The organism is Pokkaliibacter sp. CJK22405 (genome assembly GCF_046614695.1).
Taxonomy (GTDB): domain Bacteria; phylum Pseudomonadota; class Gammaproteobacteria; order Pseudomonadales; family Balneatricaceae; genus Pokkaliibacter.
In genome coordinates, this window is the sequence record NZ_JBKKHQ010000012.1 from 324321 (window position 1) to 343666 (window position 19346).

Sequence of the window (19346 nt, forward strand, 5' to 3'; positions counted from 1 at the left end):
ATTTGCTGTCCTTTTTTATGATCACTCTGAGCTTAATTAGCCATTAAAGCGACGGAAGATCAGAGTTGCGTTGGTGCCACCAAAGCCAAAGCTGTTAGACATCACGCAGTCTACCTTGGCGTTATCAATACGCTGGGTAGGGATATTGGCAGCGGCGAGCTGCGGGTCCACTTCATCAATATTGGCGCTGCCAGTGATAAAGTTGTTTTCCATCATCAGCAGGCTATAGATTGCTTCCTGAACGCCAGCGGCGCCAAGAGAATGTCCAGACAGTGATTTGGTTGAGGTGACAGGAGGCATCTTGTCTCCGAACACTTCCAGTACGGCCTTCATCTCGGCAACGTCGCCAACAGGAGTGCTGGTGCCGTGAGCGTTGATGTAGTCAATCTCGTCGGTCAGATCCTGCATGGCCATGCGCATACAGCGTTGTGCGCCTTCGCCAGAAGGAGCAACCATATCGTAGCCATCAGAAGTTGCGCCATAGCCAACCACTTCTGCATAGATTTTTGCGCCGCGGGCCTTGGCGTGCTCCAGTTCTTCTAGAACCAGCATGCCGCCGCCACCGGCGATAACAAAACCATCACGCTCGCTATCGTAAGCGCGGGAGGCTTTCTCCGGAGTTTCGTTATATTTGGTGGAAAGCGCGCCCATGGCATCAAACAGAACCGTCTGAGCCCAGTTCAACTCTTCGCCACCGCCAGCAAAAATCACATCCTGCTTGCCAAGTTGGATCAGCTCCATCGCATTACCAATGCAGTGCGCGCTGGTCGCACAGGCAGAGGTAATAGAATAGTTCACGCCACGAATCTTGAACGGGGTCGCAAGACAAGCGGACACCGTACTGCCCATGGTGCGAGTGACACGATAGGGGCCAACCTTACGAACACCTTTCTCGCGAGCGAGGTCTGCAGACTCAACAATGTTTGCAGAGGAGGCGCCGCCCGATCCTGCGATCAGACCTGTGCGGTCGCTGGAAACCAGCTCGGGTGCCAGACCAGCGTCTTCAATGGCCTGAGCCATTGCCAGATAACTGTAGCCCGCAGCATCGCCCATAAAGCGGCGAAGCTTGCGATCAATGGCTTCATCAAGGTTAACCTGAGGATCGCCGGCAACATGGCTGCGAAAGCCGCGCTCAGCGTAGTCAGGTTGAAAGCTAATACCGGAACGGCCCTGGCGAAGTGATTCCAGGACTGTAGCCTTATCGTTCCCGAGGCAGGACACGATACCCATTCCGGTGACAACAACGCGTCGCATCAGAGTGCCCTCTTTAAAGTCAATGAACTTAGTCCGAACGCAATCGGATCAGAATCTTAAAATTGGTCTGTAGTGGTAAACAGGCCGACGCGCAAATCCTTTGCAGAGTAAATCTCACGACCATCAACATACATGGTGCCATCAGCAATACCCATTACCAGCTTGCGCTCAATAACGCGCTTCAGGTTCAGGCGATAGGTTACTGTTTTTGCAGTTGGCAGAACCTGGCCCGAGAAGCGGACTTCACCGGCGCCCAGAGCGCGACCGCGACCGGGGTTGCCTTTCCAGGCGAGGAAGAAGCCAACGATTTGCCACATGGCATCCAGACCCAGGCAGCCAGGCATAACAGGATCGCCAGGGAAATGGCACTGGAAGAACCACTGGTCAGGACTGATATCGAGTTCGGCAACAATCTCGCCCTTGCCGTATTCACCACCCACTTCAGAGATATGGGTGATGCGATCCAGCATCAGCATATTTCCGACGGGCAGCTGTGCATTGCCTGGGCCAAACATTTCACCGTAGCCACACTGCAGCAGCTCTTCACGAGTAAAGGAGGAGGGTCTTGTCATCGAAGTTATCTATCCATTCCTGGCAACAAAATCGGTGGAGAATCGCAGCACTCTGGCCGCGCTGAACCACAATTAATCGGCCATTATATACATCTCATGGCTTGGATGGCAGGGGCAGGTGCTGAACATTGCCTAAAGTTGCAGACCGCGGCGCGGTCTGCAGCTGGATTACTTGCTGCGTTTGACAGCGGCAATAGCCAGTTCGCGCATGGCATTCTTGTAAGGGGAGTCGGGGAGGTGTGTCAGGCAGGCGATCGCAGCATCGCTCTCCTGTTCAGCCTTTTGGATGGTGTAGTCGAGAGCGCCGCAATCGCGAACGCAGGCGGTGATCTCCTCAAGATGATCAAGTCCGCCATGCTCAATGGCTTCGCGAATAAGCTTTGCCTGTGCTTCAGGTGCATTGGCAATCGCATAAATCAACGGCAAAGTGGGTTTGCCTTCGGCAAGATCATCACCAACGTTCTTGCCCATTTCCTCAGCGTTACCGGTGTAGTCCAGAAGATCGTCGGCAAGTTGGAAGGCGGCGCCAATGTGGCGACCATACAGGGCCATTGCCTCACGGCATTCAGGAGTGGCGTTAGCCAGATAAGCTGCAGATAAAGAGCTGGCCTCAAACAGCATGGCTGTCTTGCCGTGGATTACGCGCATGTAATCCTCTTCCGTTGTATCCGGGTTGTTGCAGTTTAAAAGCTGCAGTACTTCGCCTTCGGCAATAATATTGGTGGCGTGGGACAGTGTGCGCATCACATCCATGTCGCCAATCGCGACCAGCATCTGGAATGAGCGTGAATATAGGAAGTCTCCGACCAGTACGCTTGGAGCGTTCCCCCACTCTGCATTGGCGGTAGGGCGGCCACGGCGCATCTCGGAAGTGTCAACGACATCGTCGTGGAGTAGTGTCGCGGTATGGATAAACTCAATAACCGCCGCCATGGGGATGTGCTGGTCGCCTGCATAGTTAAGGGCTTTCGCTGTCAGCAGGGCCAGAAGCGGGCGCACACGCTTGCCGCCGCTATTGATGATGTAATGGCCAATGGTCTGAACCAATGCCACATCGGAGTGGAGGTGCTCAAGTATGCACTGGTTGACGGCGCTAAAGTCGTCCGCAACAACAGCGTGTAAAGGTTGAGATTGCATGTGTGTTGGTCGGTCCCAAAAATTGACCTCATGCTAGGAAGGGGGTCATACCCTGTCAAGCCGCGTCTGGCGTGGGAAAGAAAGTTTTTGCGAGTTTGAAACTTCGCTTGCGTAAAAACGGCTGATTGCGTAAAATTCTGCGCCTTAAACCTGCCCGAAATCGCTCCCTACCATATGGTGTTTCCATTAGAAGTAGGTTTCCCTTAGTAGCCGGGTAGGCTAACCATGGAGAAAGCAATGTACGCAGTTATCGTAAGCGGCGGCAAACAGTACCGGGTACAAGCCGGTGAAACTCTGAAACTCGAAAAACTGACTGCTGAAGTTGGTGCTAATATCGAGTTTGATAAAGTGCTGCTGGTTGCCAATGGCGACGACGTCAAAATCGGTGCTCCGGTTGTTGGCGGCGCTGTAGTTAGCGCTGAAGTCGTATCTCACGGTCGTGGCGAGAAGGTAACTTCTATCAAGTTCCGCCGCCGTAAGCATCACATGAAGCGCATCGGTCACCGTCAGTGGTTCACTGAGGTGAAAATCACTGGCATCAACGCCTAAGCGCTGATTATCGGAGGATTGAAATATGGCTCACAAGAAGGCCGCTGGTAGTTCGCGTAACGGTCGCGATTCCGAAAGTAAACGCCTTGGCGTCAAGCGCTTTGGTGGTCAGCTGGTAGACGCAGGCAACATCATTGTTCGTCAGCGTGGCACCCAGTTCCACCCAGGTGAGAACGTTGGTTGTGGTAAAGACTTTACTCTGTTCGCTAAGGCGGATGGTGTGGTCAAATTTGAAGTCAAGGGTCCTAAGAAACGTAAATACGTTTCTATCGTGGCTGCTTGATAGCCCGCTCTGCGGACGGAAAAAAGCTCTGCCATTGGCGGGGCTTTTTTTTTCTTCGCATAAGCGGTGGGTTACTGATAGAGGTGAGACATGAAATTCGTAGATGAAGCCAGCATCGTCGTCGAGGCCGGAAAGGGCGGTAATGGCTGTATGAGCTTTCGTCGGGAGAAGTTTATTCCCAACGGTGGTCCTGATGGGGGTGATGGTGGTCATGGTGGGTCAGTCTGGATGGAGGCTGATGACAACCTGAACACGCTGGTGGATTTTCGTTTTGTGCGTCAGTACAAGGCGGAGAATGGTCAACCTGGTCAGGGTAAGGATTGTACAGGTAAGGCGGGTGATGACCTGGTAATCAGGGTGCCTGTGGGGACTTCGATTATTGATGAGGACACTGAAGAGGTGCTGGGTGACCTGGTGCGTCATGGTGACCGTATCAAGGTGGTTCAGGGTGGTTATCGCGGGCTGGGTAATGCTCGCTTCAAGTCCAGTGTGAATCAGGCTCCGCGTCAGACAACTAATGGCACGCCGGGTGAGAGTCGTAACGTCAAGCTGGAGCTTAAAGTGCTCGCGGACGTTGGTTTGCTAGGGTTGCCCAATGCGGGTAAGTCGACCTTTATTCGCTCTGTGTCTGCTGCTAAGCCGAAAGTGGCTGACTATCCCTTTACCACGCTGGTACCGAATCTGGGTGTGGTTCGTATTCAGAAACATCGCAGTTTCGTTATTGCTGATATTCCTGGCTTGATCGAAGGGGCTTCAGAGGGGGCGGGTCTTGGTATTCGCTTTCTTAAGCATCTGGCGCGTACCCGTTTGCTTTTGCATATCGTGGACATGGCGCCCTGGGATGAGCAGACTCCGGCTGAGGCTGCGCAGGTTATTGTCAGTGAGCTCGGAAAGTTTAGCCCGACACTGGCTCAGCGTGAGCGCTGGTTGGTGTTGAATAAGCTCGATATGGTGCCTGCTGAAGAGCGTGATGAGCGCTGTCGTGCCGTCGTTGAGGCGCTTGATTGGCAGGGCCCTGTCTATCGTATTTCGGCGGTGAATGCAGACGGAACTTCGCCGCTCACTCATGACATTATGAGTTGGATTGACGAGCAGAATCTGCTGGAGGATGAGCAGCCTGAGCTGGTTCAGCAGCGAGCAGAAGAGCGAGTTCAGGTTGAAAGCGAAGCGCGTCAGCGCATTGATGCTCTGCGCCGTAAGCGTAAGCAGGATGTGGTTGATGATGACTTCGATGATGATGACTTCGATGATGATGATTACGACGTCGAAGTGGAGTATGTGCGTTAAGGAGTCATAGTGGATAAGCGCGGTAAGCTCGCCCGGTCTAAGCGTTGGGTGGTCAAGATCGGTAGCTCTTTATTGACGAATGATGGTCGTGGCCTTGATGAGGTGGCGATTAATGGCTGGGTTGATCAGCTGGCAGCGTTAAAGAAAGAAGGTATCGAAGTGGTGCTGGTGTCGTCCGGCGCTGTTGCGGCTGGAATGAGTCGCCTTGGTCTCAAGGAGCGACCGCGTGAGCTTTTCCAGCTTCAGGCTGCGGCTGCTGTAGGGCAGATGGGCTTGGTGCAGGTGTGGGAGTCCAGCTTTGCGCGCCATGGTTTGCATACTGCTCAGGTATTGATGACTCATGATGACTTATCCCATCGTACTCGCTATCTCAATGCGCGCAGTACGCTGCGTGGTCTTGTTGATTGGGGTGTGGTGCCGGTAGTGAATGAGAATGACACTGTTATCACCAGTGAGATTGCCTTTGGGGATAATGATACGCTCGGAGCGCTGGTTGCTAACCTGATCGTGGCTGATGTGCTCATTATTTTGACGGATCAGAAGGGGTTGTTTACTGCTGATCCGCGCAAGGATCCCTCGGCAACGCTGATTAGTGAGGCGATGGCGGGTGATGAAAGTCTTGAGATGATTGCTGGTGGCGGTGGTCGCCTTGGGCGTGGTGGTATGTTGACCAAGGTGCGTGCTGCGAAGGTGGCGGCTCGTTCCGGAGCGGCCACGGTGATTGTTAGCGGGCGAGAGTCGGATGTTTTGCTTCGTTTACGCAAGGGTGAAGGTTTGGGGACAATGCTGGTCTCTGATCAGTCTCCACAGGCGGCTCGAAAGCAGTGGTTGGCGGGTCATCTTCAAGCGCGTGGCAAGCTTGTCTTGGATCCGGGAGCGGTGGTTGCCCTTCGTAATGATGGCGTGAGTCTCTTGCCTGTTGGGGTTAAGGCGGTGGATGGCGACTTCTCGCGGGGGGAGATGGTTCTCTGTGTTAATGAGCAGGGAGATGTCGTGGCGCGAGGGTTGGTGGGTTATTCTGCCGATGAGGCAAGGCAGATTATTGGTCATTCGACGCGGGAGATTCTGGATGTGTTGGGCTACAGTGCGGAGCCTGAGTTAGTGCATCGGGATAATCTTGTATTGGCTTAGTTTGTTGCGTGGTATATGAAAAAAGCCCGATAGAAATCGGGCTTTTTTGTGTCTGGCGTTATGCAAGTTGCTTTTGCCAGAAACAATAAAACCGGCATTAGCCGGTTTTATTACGAGATCTTAATGCTTGATCAGAACTTAGGCTGCTACAGCCAGGTTCTTGATTGCTGCATTCAGACGGCTCTTATGACGTGCAGCTTTGTTCTTGTGGAACAGGCCTTTGTCAGCAGCGCGATCCAGAACGGGGATAGCAACCTGATAGGCGGCTTTGGCGCCTTCGGTGTCGCCCGCTTCGATAGCTTTGGTTACTTTCTTCAGATAGGTGCGTGCCATGGAGCGCATGCTAGCGTTGTGCTGACGATGCTTCTCGGCCTGACGTGCACGCTTTTTAGATCCTGCGGAATTTGCCACAATCCGGCTCCTCGAGAATTCAAGAAAAGGGTGTATTTATGCCAATTTGAAGGCCCGAAATTATCCTTGGTGACTGTTTAGAAGTCAACCACTTTCGGGCTCATTTTTCTTTGTGTGTCAGACATCCTATTTATTTCGCGTTGGCGTATGATGCCTGTCGTGTCGTCCGGGGCTTAGCTCCGTCAGGACGGTGACGATAATACAGGGTTTTTTGAAGGTTGCTATGGGAAAAGCAGAGTCTGGCACTAAAGAGGCGAAAGTTGTTGGGTTGTTACGCAGCAGTGCCGTCGTCAGCGTAATGACATTACTGTCCCGAGTAATGGGGCTTATCAGGGATATTGTCATTGCCAGTGCTTTTGGTGCCGGAGCGGGTGCTGATGCGTTTTTTGTTGCCTTCAAAATTCCCAACTTCTTACGCCGCCTCTTTGCTGAAGGTGCATTTAATCAGGCTTTTGTTCCTGTGCTTGCGGACTATCAGACCAACGCGACCAAAGAAGAGGTTAAGCGCCTTATCAATGCTGTTTCAGGTGTTCTGGGTGTCTCTTTGCTGGTGGTTACGTTGTTTGCCATAGGAGGTGCTCGTTTTGTGGCTTGGGTGTTTGCTCCGGGTTTTCATGCTGAGCCAGACAAGTTTGATCTCGCGGTCAGTATGCTGCGAATTACCTTTCCGTATTTATTACTTATTTCTCTGACGGCCTTCGCGGGCAGTATTCTTAATGCCTATAAACGTTTTGCAGTGCCTGCGTTTACGCCAATTTGGTTAAATCTGGTGATGATAGCCACTGCCTTATGGCTGGCTCCGCGTTTGAATGAGCCTGTCATGGCTCTGGCATGGGGGGTGTTGGTCGCAGGTATTGTGCAATTCACTTTCCAGATGCCGTTTCTTTATCGTCTGGGTCTGTTGCCTGTGCCTGTTGTTGATTTTAAACACAGCGGTGTTATCAAAATCCTGCGGCTAATGCTCCCGGCGCTTTTTGGTGTCTCGGTGAGTCAGATTAATCTGCTGCTGGATACGGTGCTGGCTTCTTTTCTGCAAACAGGCAGTGTGTCCTGGCTTTATTATTCGGACCGGTTGTCCGAACTGCCTTTAGGTGTTTTTGGTATTGCCATTGCTACGGTGATTCTGCCGAGCCTCTCTCGCCATCATGCTGGCAAGTCAGCGGAGCAATTCTCACGAACGCTGGACTGGGCGATCTTTATGGTGCTGCTGATTGGTATTCCGGCAGCGCTGGCTTTGGGGATGCTGGCAGAGCCTCTGCTTATTACTCTATTCCATTACGGTGCGCTGACCGAGCATGACATTGCTATGAGTGCGCAGAGTCTTCGCGCTTATAGCGTCGGGCTGCTGGCCTTCATGCTGATTAAGGTGTTGGCACCAGGATTTTATGCCCGGCAGGATACGAAAACGCCGGTGAAGATTGGCATGGTGGCAATGATTTCTAATATGGTGCTTAATCTGCTGTTGATTGGGCCTATGGCTCATGCAGGATTGGCCTTGGCAACTTCCATATCTGCGTTTCTTAATGCAGGTTTGCTTGCCTGGGGGTTGAAGAAGGCTGGTGTGCTTCATCGTCATGAGGGCTGGTTTAAGCGCGGCTTTATGCTGTTGATGGCGAATGTAGCGCTAATAGCATTTTTGTATTTCCTTGTTCCTGCTGAAAACAACTGGTTTGGCTGGTCTACAGTGCAGCGAATTTGGCATATGGCTTTGATTATCGTGGTAGCGGTTGTTCTCTATCTGGTAGTGGTTTTTGCGTCGGGATTGCGGGTACGGCATCTTCGAGCCTCAGCCTAGTCATGGTTTGCTGTGTCAAGCTGCTATATAATGCGTGGCTTTGCAGAACTGGGTGGTAGTTCCTCACACAATGGAGTTAATCCGCGGCTTACATAATTTGTCTGATCGCTTTCGTGGATGTGCTGCGACAATCGGTAATTTCGATGGCGTTCATCTCGGGCATCAGCAGGTATTGGCGCATGTTAAGGCGGCGGCAAGCCGGTTGCATGTTCCATCGCTGGTTATTGTGTTTGAACCACAGCCAAGAGAGTTTTTTGCTCCAGAGACTGCACCTGCTCGTCTGAGCCGCCTGCGAGATAAAGTCCGTTATCTGGACTCTGCAGGTATGGATGCGATTTTATGTCTGCCTTTTAATCCTCGTTTACAAGCATTACCTGCATTAGCCTTTGTAAATGCGGTATTACTGGAAGGGTTGTCGGTCAGGCACTTCGTTGTTGGTGACGACTTCCGTTTTGGTTGTGATCGCGCGGGTGACTTTTCACTTCTCAAGCAGGTTGGCGATTCTCGCGGCTTCGAGGTGGTTAGTACCGATACTTTCACTCAGTCGGCTGCTCGCGTAAGTAGCTCCAGAATTCGAGAACTGCTTGCCTTGGGTGAGTTGGGTGAGGCCGCTCGCTTACTGGGGCGGGATTACAGTATCAGTGGGCGTGTCGAATATGGCCGCCAGCTGGGAAGAACCATTGGCGTGCCAACTGCGAATGTTGGGCTCAAAGGCAAAAAGCCTGCCTTGGTTGGCGTATATGCTGTTGAAGCTGACATCAACGGGGAGTGGGTGCAGGGCGTTGCCAACATTGGTACGCGTCCTACCGTGAATGGTCAGCATGCCTCTCTCGAAGTTCATTTGCTGGATTACACCGGCAACCTGTATGGGCGTCACATTAATGTTGTGTTTCGCCACTTTTTGCGTTCAGAGCAGCGATTTGATGGTCTGGATGCCCTGAAAACACAGATTTCACTGGATATCGCTCAAGCCCGTTCTTGGTTTGAGTGCCATGGAAGCACGAAATAGACTTTCAGCCTGAGTAAAATGCCCAATGACTGACTATAAAAGCACACTGAATCTTCCGGAAACCAAGTTTCCGATGAAAGCAGGCCTGGCTCAGCGTGAGCCTGAAATGCTGGAGCGCTGGCAGACGATTGATCTGTACGGCAAGATTCGTGCGATTAGCGAAGGTCGTGACCGTTTTATTCTGCATGATGGCCCTCCTTATGCGAACGGTAATATTCATATCGGGCATGCGGTCAATAAGATCCTGAAGGATATGATTATCAAGTCCCGGACCATGATGGGGTTTGATGCTCCTTATGTGCCTGGCTGGGATTGTCATGGGTTGCCGATTGAGCACAAGGTTGAAACTACTCATGGCAAGCATTTGGCCGCTGATAAGGCGCGTGAGCTTTGCCGTGAATACGCTTCCGAGCAGATCGAAGGTCAGAAAAAAGATTTCATTCGTCTGGGAGTTTTTGGCGAATGGGAACGTCCCTACAAAACCATGGATTTCTCCAACGAGGCCAATGAGATTCGTGCGCTATCTCGTATCGTAGATAACGGGATGGTCTTCAAAGGCCTAAAGCCGGTTAACTGGTGTTTTGACTGTGGGTCTGCTCTGGCTGAGGCTGAGGTTGAGTACGCGGACAAGAAGTCGACCACTATCGACGTTGGTTTCGTTTGCGCTGAGCCGGAGAAGCTGGAGGCTGCTTTTGGTGTATCCCTGGACAAGCCGGTTCAGGTGGTTATCTGGACAACTACGCCCTGGACCATTCCTGCCAACCAGGCGCTGAATGCGCATCCTGAACACAGCTACTCGCTGGTGGATGTGGGCGAAAAATATCTGCTGCTGGCAACGGCGCTGATTGAAAGCTGCCTTGAGCGGTACAGTCTTGAGGGGCAGGCTGTGGCCAGCTGTAAGGGTGAGGCGCTGGAGCTGATCAAATTCAGCCATCCTTTCTATGATCGTCAATCGCCGATGTATCTGGCTGATTATGTTGAGGTGGATGCGGGTACCGGTATTGTTCACTCTGCGCCGGCCTATGGCGAGGATGACTTCCATTCCTGTAAGCGTTACGGCATGACTAATGATGACATCCTTAATCCGGTACAGGGGAATGGGGTGTATGTTGAGTCGTTACCTTTCTTTGGCGGAATGATGATCTGGAAAGCGAATCCAGTGATCGTTGAAAAGCTGCAGGAAGTGGGTGCGCTACTGGCGCATAAAACTATTACGCACAGTTACATGCATTGTTGGCGTCATAAGTCTCCCGTGATCTACCGTGCAACGGCACAGTGGTTTATCGGTATGGATAAGGACTCAACAGAGGGGGATACCCTTCGTGAGCGCGCGCTGTCCGCTATTGAACAAACTCAGTTTGTGCCTTCCTGGGGTAAGCCCCGCCTGCAAAGCATGATTGCCAATCGTCCGGACTGGTGTATTTCCCGTCAGCGAAATTGGGGTGTGCCTATTCCATTTTTCCTGCATAAGGAAACGGGCGAGCTTCATCCTCGCACTACGGAGTTGATGGAGCTGGTTGCGCAGCGTGTGGAAAAAGAGGGTATTGAGGGCTGGTTTAAGCTGGAGGCGCAAGAGCTTCTGGGTGAAGAGGCTGCTCAGTACGACAAGATTTCCGATACTCTGGATGTCTGGTTCGACTCAGGGACTACTCACTGGCATGTGCTGCGGGGCTCGCACCCGCTGGGTCATGATCAGGGGCCACGCGCAGACCTGTATCTGGAAGGGTCGGATCAGCATCGTGGCTGGTTCCATTCCTCATTGCTGACTGGGTGTGCTATTGATGGTCACGCTCCTTATAAAGCGCTGTTGACCCATGGTTTTACCGTGGATCAGGATGGCCGCAAGATGTCTAAATCTCTGGGGAATACGGTATCTCCTCAGGATGTAATGAATAAGTATGGTGCGGATATTCTGCGCTTGTGGGTGTCTGCAACTGACTACAGCGGTGACATGGCGGTGTCTGAGGAGATTCTGAAGCGTACCGCTGACTCCTATCGTCGTATCCGTAACACGGCGCGTTTCCTGCTGGCTAACCTGGCTGGTTTTGAGCCTGATCAGCATCTGGTTGACTCTGAGTCCATGCTGGCGCTGGACCGTTGGGTGGTGGATCGTGCTGCTCAGCTGCAGGATGAAGTGCATCAGGCCTATGAGCAGTATCAGTTCCTGAACATTTACCAAAAAGTGCATCACTTCTGCTCGCTGGATCTGGGCTCCTTTTATCTGGATATCATTAAGGATCGCCAGTACACCACGCAGGCGGACTCGTTGGCGCGTCGCTCTGCCCAGACTGCTTTGTTCCATATTGCAGAAGCGCTAGTGCGTTGGGTTGCTCCTATCCTGAGCTTCACAGCAGAGGAAATCTGGCAGCTAATGCCTGGTCAGCGTGGCGAGTCTGTGCATCTTGAAAGCTGGTATCAGGGGCTCTTCCGCTTAAGTGAGCAGGATACTATTACTCCTGCTCAGTGGGAGCTGATTCTTGAGGCCAAGCAGGCGGTCAACAAAGAGCTGGAAAATGCCCGTAATCAAGGGCTGATCAAGAATGGTTTGTCTGCTGAGGTGGCGCTGTTCTGTGAGGGTGATTTGTTGCAGGCGCTGTCAGTACTGGGGTCTGAACTGCGCTTTGTCACTCTGACGTCAGAGGCGAGCGTTGCTGAGCTTGCTTCGGCTCCCGCCGAAGCGGTTCAAAGTGAGCTAAAAGGTCTCAAAGTAGAAGTTCATGCTTCTGAGTACGCAAAATGCGGCCGCTGCTGGCACCATCGTCCTGATGTTGGTCAGCATGCCGGGCATGATGATCTCTGTGGTCGTTGTGTTGAAAACGTAGATGGCCAAGGTGAAGTCCGTCAGTTTGCCTGATGGTGTTCAGTGAGCAATATGACAAAAGCGCCTTAGGGCGCTTTTGTTTAGAGGGCTTTATACCGAAGCCCGGTTATAGGATCTGGATAGATGAGAGCTTTCTGATGGCTAATACGGTGATGTATCCAAAAAATCTTGTCTGGTTGTGGATTACTTTGCTGGTGTTGATTCTGGATCTGTGGACAAAATCCATGGCTTCAGGTGCTCTCGACTATGCTGACCCAGTCTATGTGCTGCCGGTGTTTAATCTAACGTTATTGCACAATACCGGGGCTGCATTCAGTTTTCTGGCAGCTGCTGGGGGGTGGCAGCGGTGGTTCTTTGCTGCGCTGGCAATCATCGTCGCAGTGGTTATAGTTCGCTGGCTATTGGTGCTTCGTCAGGAACAGCGTTGGCAGACAGTTGCCTTGTGTCTGGTGCTCGGCGGTGCTCTGGGTAACCTTTATGACCGTATGATTCACGGCTATGTGGTGGATTTTCTTTCTTTCCATTACGCCGATTGGTATTTCCCGGCATTTAATATCGCGGATGTAGGCATTACGTTAGGAGCGCTGATGCTGATCCCGGAGATGCTCGGGTGGAAAAAAAGTGACACTGATGCTGCGGCCGATAAGCGCAGCTGAGATTGACTGGATCAGGTTTTAGAGATGACAAACTCTGCGGCAGAAGTTGCATTGCATGCGCGGGTTACCCTGCATTTTTCTTTAACGCTTCAGACTGGCGAGTTGGTTGACTCCAATTTTGACCGAGAGCCAGCATCTTTTGTTGTGGGTGATGGCAGCTTACTCGAGGGGTTTGAGAGGGCGCTTCTTGGTCGGCCGGAAGGTGCTGAAGTTGAAGTGATTCTGGAGCCTGAACATGCTTTTGGTCAATGGAATCCTGCCAATATTCAATACTTCAAACCAGATCAGTTTGACCAGGAAATGATATTGGAAGAGGGGATGGTGATTTCCTTTAGTGATGCGATTAACTCTGAGTTGCCGGGAGTCGTCTCAGCGATTGAGCCTGATCGTGTCACGGTTGACTTTAATCATCCATTGGCGGGAAAAGCCATTATCTTCAAGGCTAAGCTCTATCAAGTGCAACCGCCTGTCTAGTACAAGGATATTGAGCAAGTTGTCGTGTGAGCGGTGGCTTTGCTGGTTGAAAAAAGCACTTATAAAAAAGCCGGCAAAACGCCGGCTTTTTTATTTCTCTTCGATGTATACATGCCTAGTTAAGCTTCATCAGGCGTTCTTTCTGTCTTGCCCAGTCTCGATCTTTCTCGGCATCTCGTTTGTCATAAAGTTTTTTGCCCTTCACTAACGCGATGTCGCATTTAACCAGATGGCCTTTCCAGTACAGTGAAAGAGGTACGCAGGTATAGCCTTTCTGGTTTATAGCATCCTCAAGGCTGTCAATTTCGCGCTGGTGCAGCAGCAGTGATCGCTCTCGAGTTGGGTTGCAAACTACATGGCTGGATGCTGTTAGCAGCGGAGAAATATGGGTGCCAACGATGCTGGCATAGCCGTCCTTGATGATGACGTAGGCATCTGCCAGAGATCCTTTACCTGCACGAAGGCTTTTGACTTCCCAGCCCATGAGTACAAGTCCGGCCTCGAAGCGCTCTTCGATATGGTAGTCATGTCGGGCACGTTTGTTCTGGGCAATCAAGTTGTCAGAACTGGTCTTTTTCTTCTTGCTCATCCGTCTTCCGAAAGCGTTTGCATGCATTACAGCCTGATTTGTCAGGCATTATGCGATGAATTGCTGAAACAGAGAAGGGTAATGGGGCTTCGGGGGTAGAGTTGCAACAGGTTTTACTGCAAAACAGGCATCTGGCAAGTTTATCTGCCATCTAAGACCAAAGCGGTAGACAGCTTAGGGTCGCATGTTTATCATAGACGGGATTTAGCTGCAGTAGATGCGAGCAGCTTACAGCCTAGGACTCGCGAAGTTCAACGCCTGAGGGCTTGAAGGACGAGGAATCCGAAATGGTGATAGCCTTTTCTTGAAAGCGAGATGAAACCAAGATGTTTTATCTCGCTTTTTTGCAACTATCAATCAGCATCGCCCAATGAAGTTCTTATCTTATGTGCTCATGCCGGGAGGTTAAATTGCTTAAGCCAGCCATTCTTGCCCTTGAAGATGGCACCGTATTCCGGGGTGTTGCGATTGGCGCTGATGGTCAATCAGTCGGGGAGGTCGTGTTCAACACGTCCATGACCGGATATCAGGAAATTTTGACTGATCCTTCTTATTCTCGCCAAATCGTTACTCTCACTTATCCTCACATCGGTAATACTGGAACCAATTCCGAAGACCAGGAGTCCTCACAGGTTCATGCTGCTGGACTGGTCATTCGTGATTTACCCATGCTGGCAAGCAACTTCCGAAATGAGCAGGCTCTGGATGACTATCTGCGTCAGCGTAACATTGTGGGTATTGCCGACATTGATACGCGTAAGCTGACTCGTCTGCTGAGCGAAAAAGGCTCACAGAACGGTTGTTTGGTTGCGGGCGACAACATTGATGAAAATGCAGCCATTGAGGCAGCGCGTGCTTTCCCCGGTCTCAAGGGAATGGATCTGGCGAAAGAAGTCACTGTCGAAGAGCAGTATGAATGGACCGAAGGTGTATGGGCGTTGGGTGCAGGGCATAAAACGCCTGAAAATCAGCCTTTCCACGTTGTTGCCTTTGATTACGGCGTTAAAACCAACATTCTGCGTATGCTTTCTGAACGTGGTTGCCGCCTGACTGTAGTGCCTGCAAAAACTTCTGCTGCTGAAGTGCTGGCTTTGAATCCGGATGGCGTATTCCTGTCCAACGGACCTGGTGATCCCGAGCCTTGTGATTATGCTATTCAGGCAATTCGTGAGGTTATCGAAGCACGTGTGCCTGTGTTTGGTATCTGTCTTGGTCATCAGTTGCTGGCTCTGGCAAGTGGCGCCAAAACCGTGAAGATGAAGTTCGGTCATCATGGTGCTAACCACCCTGTTCAGAACCTGGATACCGGTGTGGTAATGATTACCAGCCAGAACCACGGTTTCGCCGTAGATGAATCCAGCTTGCCTGCCAACCTGCGTGCAACCCACAAGTCCTTGTTTGATGGGACGCTGCAAGGTATCGAGCGCACTGATTGTTCAGCATTTAGCTTCCAGGGACATCCTGAGGCAAGCCCCGGCCCGCACGATGTAGCGCCACTGTTCGACCGTTTCATTCGTGAAATTGGTGAATATAAGGCCAATCGCTGATTTGGAGCCAGAGCGGCTGCCTGCTTGGGCAGCCAGTCACCCGCTTGCTAAGTGGTAGAGAGACATGCCAAAACGTACAGATTTAAGCAGTATTTTGATTATCGGCGCTGGCCCTATTGTTATCGGCCAGGCCTGTGAGTTTGACTATTCCGGTGCCCAAGCTTGTAAGGCTCTGCGTGAAGAAGGCTACCGCGTCATTCTGGTTAACTCCAACCCAGCCACCATCATGACTGACCCTGCTATGGCTGATGCGACTTACATCGAGCCAATTCAGTGGGAAACGGTTGCCCGTATTATCGAAAAAGAACGTCCTGATGCAGTATTGCCTACCATGGGCGGTCAGACAGCACTGAACTGTGCGCTGGACCTTGAACGTCACGGTGTGCTGGAAAAGTTTGGCGTTGAGATGATTGGCGCTAACGCAGATACCATCGACAAAGCGGAAAACCGTGATCGCTTTGATGTGGCAATGAAGAAGATTGGGCTTGAGTGTCCGCGTGCGTCGATTGCTCACAGCATGGACGAAGCGTGGAATGTTCAGGCTGATATCGGTTTCCCTTGTATTATTCGTCCTTCCTTTACCATGGGCGGTTCAGGCGGTGGTATCGCTTACAACAAGGAAGAGTTTGAAGAAATCTGCCAGCGTGGCTTGGATCTCTCTCCAACGCGCGAGCTGCTGATCGATGAGTCGCTGATCGGCTGGAAAGAGTATGAGATGGAGGTTGTCCGTGACAAGAATGACAACTGTATCATCATCTGTGCCATCGAAAACTTTGACGCCATGGGCGTTCACACCGGCGACTCTATTACAGTGGCTCCTGCGCAAACGCTAACTGATAAAGAGTATCAGCTGATGCGTAATGCCTCTCTGGCTGTACTGCGTGAAATCGGTGTAGAAACAGGCGGGTCTAACGTTCAGTTTGGTATCAATCCACAAGACGGCCGTATGGTTGTTATTGAGATGAATCCCCGTGTTTCCCGCTCCTCTGCTCTGGCTTCCAAGGCAACGGGATTCCCGATTGCTAAAGTGGCTGCCAAGCTGGCTGTCGGCTATACGCTGGATGAGCTGCAGAACGACATCACTGGCGGTAAAACACCGGCGTCTTTCGAGCCTTCTATCGATTACGTTGTAACTAAGATCCCTCGTTTTACTTTTGAAAAATTCCCACAGGCTAATGACCGTCTGACGACGCAGATGAAGTCTGTTGGTGAAGTTATGGCCATTGGTCGTACTTTCCAGGAGTCGTTGCAAAAAGCGCTGCGTGGTCTGGAAGTGGGTAAAACCGGCCTTAACTCAGTGGTGGATCATAATGATCCAGAGGTTCGCGACCTGTTGGTACGTGAGCTGACGCTGCCCGGCGCGGATCGCATCTGGTTCCTAGCTGATGCCTTCCGACATGGTATGTCGCTTGAAGAATGCTACAAAATGTCCGGCATTGATCCTTGGTTCCTTGTTCAGGTGAAAGACCTGGTGGAAACGGAAGATAAACTGTCCAAACTGGCAGTTTCTGAACTGGATAAAGACACCCTTTACCGTGCCAAGCGTAAAGGTTTCTCTGATGACCGCATGGCAGAGCTTATGGGGGTCAGCGAGAAAGAGTTCCGTAAGCGTCGTTGGGCTTTGGGAGTTCACCCTGTCTATAAGCGTGTGGACACTTGTGCGGCTGAGTTCTCCACTGATACGGCTTACATGTACTCGACCTATGAGGAAGAGTGTGAAGCAAACCCTTCTGATCGTAATAAGATTATGGTGCTGGGTGGTGGTCCTAACCGTATCGGCCAGGGCATCGAGTTTGACTACTGCTGTGTGCACGCAGCATTGGCAATGCGTGAAGATGGTTACGAAACTATCATGGTTAACTGTAACCCTGAGACAGTTTCTACCGACTATGACACATCCGATCGTCTCTATTTCGAGCCGGTGACACTGGAGGATGTTCTTGAGATCGTCCGCATCGAAAAGCCAGTAGGCGTGATTGTGCAGTTCGGCGGACAAACGCCTCTTAAATTGGCTGTTGCTCTGGAAGAAGCAGGTGTGCCCATTATCGGCACAACACCGGATGCTATTGATCGTGCAGAAGATCGCGAGCGCTTCCAGCGCATGTTGCAGAAGCTTGAACTTAAGCAGCCTGCTAATGCCACCGTTCGAAGCATCGAAGAAGCTGTTCGCTGCGCTGAGCAAATTGGCTATCCATTAGTTGTGCGTCCTTCTTATGTTTTGGGTGGTCGTGCAATGGAGATTGTTCATAAAGAAGACGAATTGCGTCGTTACATGAACAATGCAGTTAAAGTGTCCAATGACGCCCCTGTGCTGCTGGATCGATTCCTGCACAAAGCTGTTGAAGTCGATATTGATGCGGTTTCTGATGGCGAAACGGTTGTGATTGGTGCCATCATGCAGCATATCGAGCAGTGTGGTGTTCACTCTGGTGACTCTGCCTGCTCACTGCCACCGTACAGTCTGCCTGCAGATGTTCAGGACCAGATGCGTGACCAGGTTAAGCGCATGGCGATTGAGCTGGGCGTAAAGGGCCTGATGAACGTCCAGTTAGCGTGGCAGGATGGCGAAATCTATGTCATCGAAGTTAATCCGCGTGCTTCGCGTACCGTGCCTTTCGTTTCAAAGTGCATTGGTACCTCGCTGGCAAAAGTCGCTGCGCGTGCAATGGCCGGCGTTACCTTGGGTGCTCAAAACTTTACTAAGGAAATCGTACCTCCTTATTACAGTGTCAAAGAGTCAGTCTTCCCGTTTGCCAAGTTCCAGGGCGTGGATCCCATTCTTAGCCCTGAAATGAAGTCAACGGGTGAAGTAATGGGAGTAGGTGAGAGCTTCTCGGAGGCCTTTGCCAAAGCGAGCCTTGGTGCCGGTGAGCGTTTGCCTCAAGTGGGTAAAGCCTTTATCAGTGTTCGTGATGCGGATAAGCCGGAAGCTATCACTCTGGCGCAAAACCTGATCGCGCAGGGCTTCACTATTATCGCCACAGGCGGTACTCATCAGGCGCTGACTGACGCGGGTGTTGACGCTGAGCGTGTGAACAAAGTGACCGAAGGTCGTCCTAATGTTGTTGATATGATTAAAAATGGCGAGATCGCCTATGTTGTCAACACAACTGAGGGACGTCAGGCGATTGAGGATTCTTCTCTGATTCGTCGTTCCGCGCTACAGCATAAAGTGCCTTACACGACAACCCTGGCGGGTGCTCATGCAGTTTGTATGGCACGTAGCTTCGGCGAGCTGAGTACAGTACGTCGCCTCCAGGAACTGCATGCAGGAATTGACGTATGAGTAGGATCCCGATGACAGTGCAGGGCGAGAAAATGCTTCGTGAGGAGCTTTCTCGCCTGAAGTCCGAAGATCGTCCGCGTATTATTGCAGCGATTGCGGAAGCCAGAGAGCACGGAGACCTGAAGGAAAACGCTGAATATCATGCTGCGCGCGAGCAGCAGGGATTTTGTGAAGGGCGTATTAAGGAGATTGAATCTAAGCTGGCGAATGCCCAGGTTATTGATGTTTCCAAGCTGCCTCACTCCGGTAAGGTGATTTTTGGAACAACTGTTGAGTTGTTCAATCTTGAAAATGACACTACCGTTACCTATCGGATTGTTGGTGATGATGAAGCTGATCTGAAATCAGGTAAAATCTCAGTTAACTCCCCGATTGCTCGAGCTTTAATTGGCAAAGAGGAAGGTGAAGTGGTTGTCGTTAAGACGCCCAAGGGTGATGTGGAATATGAGGTTGGTGCTGTCGAGCACATAATCTGACAACTGCACTAATGAAAAGAGCCGCGTATGCGGCTCTTTTTTTGTCTTCAATATAAGTACAGAGATTGT

Annotated in this window: 17 protein-coding genes; 12 read left to right on the forward strand and 5 right to left on the reverse strand. The window is 51.4% G+C overall.

Annotated elements, in window-relative coordinates:
* Positions 1 to 36: 36 nt before the first annotated feature.
* From fabB to ispB, 3 genes are all read right to left on the reverse strand, one after another.
* Entirely contained in the window at positions 37 to 1254 is a 1218-nt protein-coding gene (gene fabB, locus ACKC9G_RS08650; protein WP_411404545.1) for a beta-ketoacyl-ACP synthase I, read from the reverse strand.
* Positions 1255 to 1310: 56 nt separating this feature from the next.
* Entirely contained in the window at positions 1311 to 1826 is a 516-nt protein-coding gene (fabA, locus tag ACKC9G_RS08655; RefSeq protein ID WP_411404546.1) for a 3-hydroxyacyl-[acyl-carrier-protein] dehydratase FabA, read from the reverse strand.
* A 168-nt stretch (positions 1827 to 1994) separates the two neighbouring features.
* Entirely contained in the window at positions 1995 to 2963 is a 969-nt protein-coding gene (gene ispB, locus ACKC9G_RS08660; protein WP_411404547.1) for an octaprenyl diphosphate synthase, read from the reverse strand.
* Between the two features lie 237 nt (positions 2964 to 3200).
* Between ispB and rplU the strand changes: the two genes are divergently transcribed.
* The 4 genes from rplU to proB all read left to right on the forward strand — a co-directional run bounded on the left by rplU (position 3201) and on the right by proB (position 6213).
* Positions 3201 to 3512, forward strand: a complete 312-nt coding sequence (rplU, locus tag ACKC9G_RS08665; RefSeq protein ID WP_411404548.1) for a 50S ribosomal protein L21 — start codon at positions 3201 to 3203, stop codon at positions 3510 to 3512.
* A gap of 25 nt (positions 3513 to 3537) precedes the next feature.
* The gene (rpmA, locus tag ACKC9G_RS08670; protein WP_411404549.1) at positions 3538 to 3795 is read left to right on the forward strand and encodes a 50S ribosomal protein L27; all 258 of its coding nucleotides are present in this window, start codon (positions 3538 to 3540) and stop codon (positions 3793 to 3795) included.
* A gap of 90 nt (positions 3796 to 3885) precedes the next feature.
* Positions 3886 to 5082, forward strand: a complete 1197-nt coding sequence (gene cgtA / locus ACKC9G_RS08675) for an Obg family GTPase CgtA (RefSeq protein WP_411404550.1) — start codon at positions 3886 to 3888, stop codon at positions 5080 to 5082.
* A gap of 6 nt (positions 5083 to 5088) precedes the next feature.
* The gene (gene proB, locus ACKC9G_RS08680) at positions 5089 to 6213 is read left to right on the forward strand and encodes a glutamate 5-kinase (RefSeq protein ID WP_411404600.1); all 1125 of its coding nucleotides are present in this window, start codon (positions 5089 to 5091) and stop codon (positions 6211 to 6213) included.
* Between the two features lie 138 nt (positions 6214 to 6351).
* On the opposite strand, the gene rpsT is transcribed toward proB, so the two are convergent.
* On the reverse strand, positions 6352 to 6624 hold the full coding sequence (rpsT, locus tag ACKC9G_RS08685; RefSeq protein WP_411404551.1) for a 30S ribosomal protein S20: 273 nt from the start codon (positions 6622 to 6624) through the stop codon (positions 6352 to 6354).
* Positions 6625 to 6847: 223 nt separating this feature from the next.
* Between rpsT and murJ the strand changes: the two genes are divergently transcribed.
* The 5 genes from murJ (at position 6848) to ACKC9G_RS08710 (ending at position 13379) form a co-directional block, all read left to right on the forward strand.
* Positions 6848 to 8419 (forward strand): murein biosynthesis integral membrane protein MurJ, encoded by a 1572-nt coding sequence (gene murJ / locus ACKC9G_RS08690; RefSeq protein ID WP_411404552.1) that lies wholly within the window; start codon positions 6848 to 6850, stop codon positions 8417 to 8419.
* Positions 8420 to 8489: 70 nt separating this feature from the next.
* Positions 8490 to 9428: a bifunctional riboflavin kinase/FAD synthetase gene (gene ribF / locus ACKC9G_RS08695; protein ID WP_411404553.1), complete on the forward strand. Its 939-nt coding sequence runs from the start codon at positions 8490 to 8492 to the stop codon at positions 9426 to 9428.
* A 25-nt stretch (positions 9429 to 9453) separates the two neighbouring features.
* Positions 9454 to 12282: an isoleucine--tRNA ligase gene (ileS, locus tag ACKC9G_RS08700; protein ID WP_411404554.1), complete on the forward strand. Its 2829-nt coding sequence runs from the start codon at positions 9454 to 9456 to the stop codon at positions 12280 to 12282.
* Between the two features lie 104 nt (positions 12283 to 12386).
* Positions 12387 to 12905, forward strand: a complete 519-nt coding sequence (gene lspA / locus ACKC9G_RS08705) for a signal peptidase II (RefSeq protein ID WP_411404555.1) — start codon at positions 12387 to 12389, stop codon at positions 12903 to 12905.
* Positions 12906 to 12929: 24 nt separating this feature from the next.
* Positions 12930 to 13379 carry an FKBP-type peptidyl-prolyl cis-trans isomerase gene (locus ACKC9G_RS08710; protein ID WP_411404556.1) on the forward strand — a complete coding sequence of 150 codons (450 nt, stop codon included), beginning with the start codon at positions 12930 to 12932 and terminating at the stop codon, positions 13377 to 13379.
* A 115-nt stretch (positions 13380 to 13494) separates the two neighbouring features.
* Here ACKC9G_RS08710 and smpB read toward each other — a convergent pair whose 3' ends face one another.
* The gene (gene smpB / locus ACKC9G_RS08715) at positions 13495 to 13968 is read right to left on the reverse strand and encodes an SsrA-binding protein SmpB (protein ID WP_411404557.1); all 474 of its coding nucleotides are present in this window, start codon (positions 13966 to 13968) and stop codon (positions 13495 to 13497) included.
* A gap of 410 nt (positions 13969 to 14378) precedes the next feature.
* Here smpB and carA point away from each other — a divergent pair, with 410 nt between their 5' ends.
* From carA to greA, 3 genes are all read left to right on the forward strand, one after another.
* Positions 14379 to 15515 (forward strand): glutamine-hydrolyzing carbamoyl-phosphate synthase small subunit, encoded by a 1137-nt coding sequence (gene carA, locus ACKC9G_RS08720; protein ID WP_411404558.1) that lies wholly within the window; start codon positions 14379 to 14381, stop codon positions 15513 to 15515.
* Between the two features lie 64 nt (positions 15516 to 15579).
* On the forward strand, positions 15580 to 18801 hold the full coding sequence (gene carB / locus ACKC9G_RS08725; protein ID WP_411404559.1) for a carbamoyl-phosphate synthase large subunit: 3222 nt from the start codon (positions 15580 to 15582) through the stop codon (positions 18799 to 18801).
* The gene (gene greA / locus ACKC9G_RS08730) at positions 18798 to 19277 is read left to right on the forward strand and encodes a transcription elongation factor GreA (RefSeq protein WP_411404560.1); all 480 of its coding nucleotides are present in this window, start codon (positions 18798 to 18800) and stop codon (positions 19275 to 19277) included. The genes carB and greA overlap by 4 nt, the downstream gene beginning before the upstream one ends.
* Positions 19278 to 19346 lie beyond the last annotated feature (69 nt).

Coding starts and splice junctions, on each gene's coding strand:
- fabB (WP_411404545.1), bottom strand. CDS start 1,254: ATGCGACGCGTTGTTGTCACCGGAATGGGTATCGTGTCCTGCCTCGGG.
- fabA (WP_411404546.1), bottom strand. CDS start 1,826: ATGACAAGACCCTCCTCCTTTACTCGTGAAGAGCTGCTGCAGTGTGGC.
- ispB (WP_411404547.1), bottom strand. CDS start 2,963: ATGCAATCTCAACCTTTACACGCTGTTGTTGCGGACGACTTTAGCGCC.
- rplU (WP_411404548.1), top strand. CDS start 3,201: ATGTACGCAGTTATCGTAAGCGGCGGCAAACAGTACCGGGTACAAGCC.
- rpmA (WP_411404549.1), top strand. CDS start 3,538: ATGGCTCACAAGAAGGCCGCTGGTAGTTCGCGTAACGGTCGCGATTCC.
- cgtA (WP_411404550.1), top strand. CDS start 3,886: ATGAAATTCGTAGATGAAGCCAGCATCGTCGTCGAGGCCGGAAAGGGC.
- murJ (WP_411404552.1), top strand. CDS start 6,848: ATGGGAAAAGCAGAGTCTGGCACTAAAGAGGCGAAAGTTGTTGGGTTG.
- ribF (WP_411404553.1), top strand. CDS start 8,490: ATGGAGTTAATCCGCGGCTTACATAATTTGTCTGATCGCTTTCGTGGA.
- ileS (WP_411404554.1), top strand. CDS start 9,454: ATGACTGACTATAAAAGCACACTGAATCTTCCGGAAACCAAGTTTCCG.
- lspA (WP_411404555.1), top strand. CDS start 12,387: ATGGCTAATACGGTGATGTATCCAAAAAATCTTGTCTGGTTGTGGATT.
- ACKC9G_RS08710 (WP_411404556.1), top strand. CDS start 12,930: ATGACAAACTCTGCGGCAGAAGTTGCATTGCATGCGCGGGTTACCCTG.
- smpB (WP_411404557.1), bottom strand. CDS start 13,968: ATGAGCAAGAAGAAAAAGACCAGTTCTGACAACTTGATTGCCCAGAAC.
- carB (WP_411404559.1), top strand. CDS start 15,580: ATGCCAAAACGTACAGATTTAAGCAGTATTTTGATTATCGGCGCTGGC.
- greA (WP_411404560.1), top strand. CDS start 18,798: ATGAGTAGGATCCCGATGACAGTGCAGGGCGAGAAAATGCTTCGTGAG.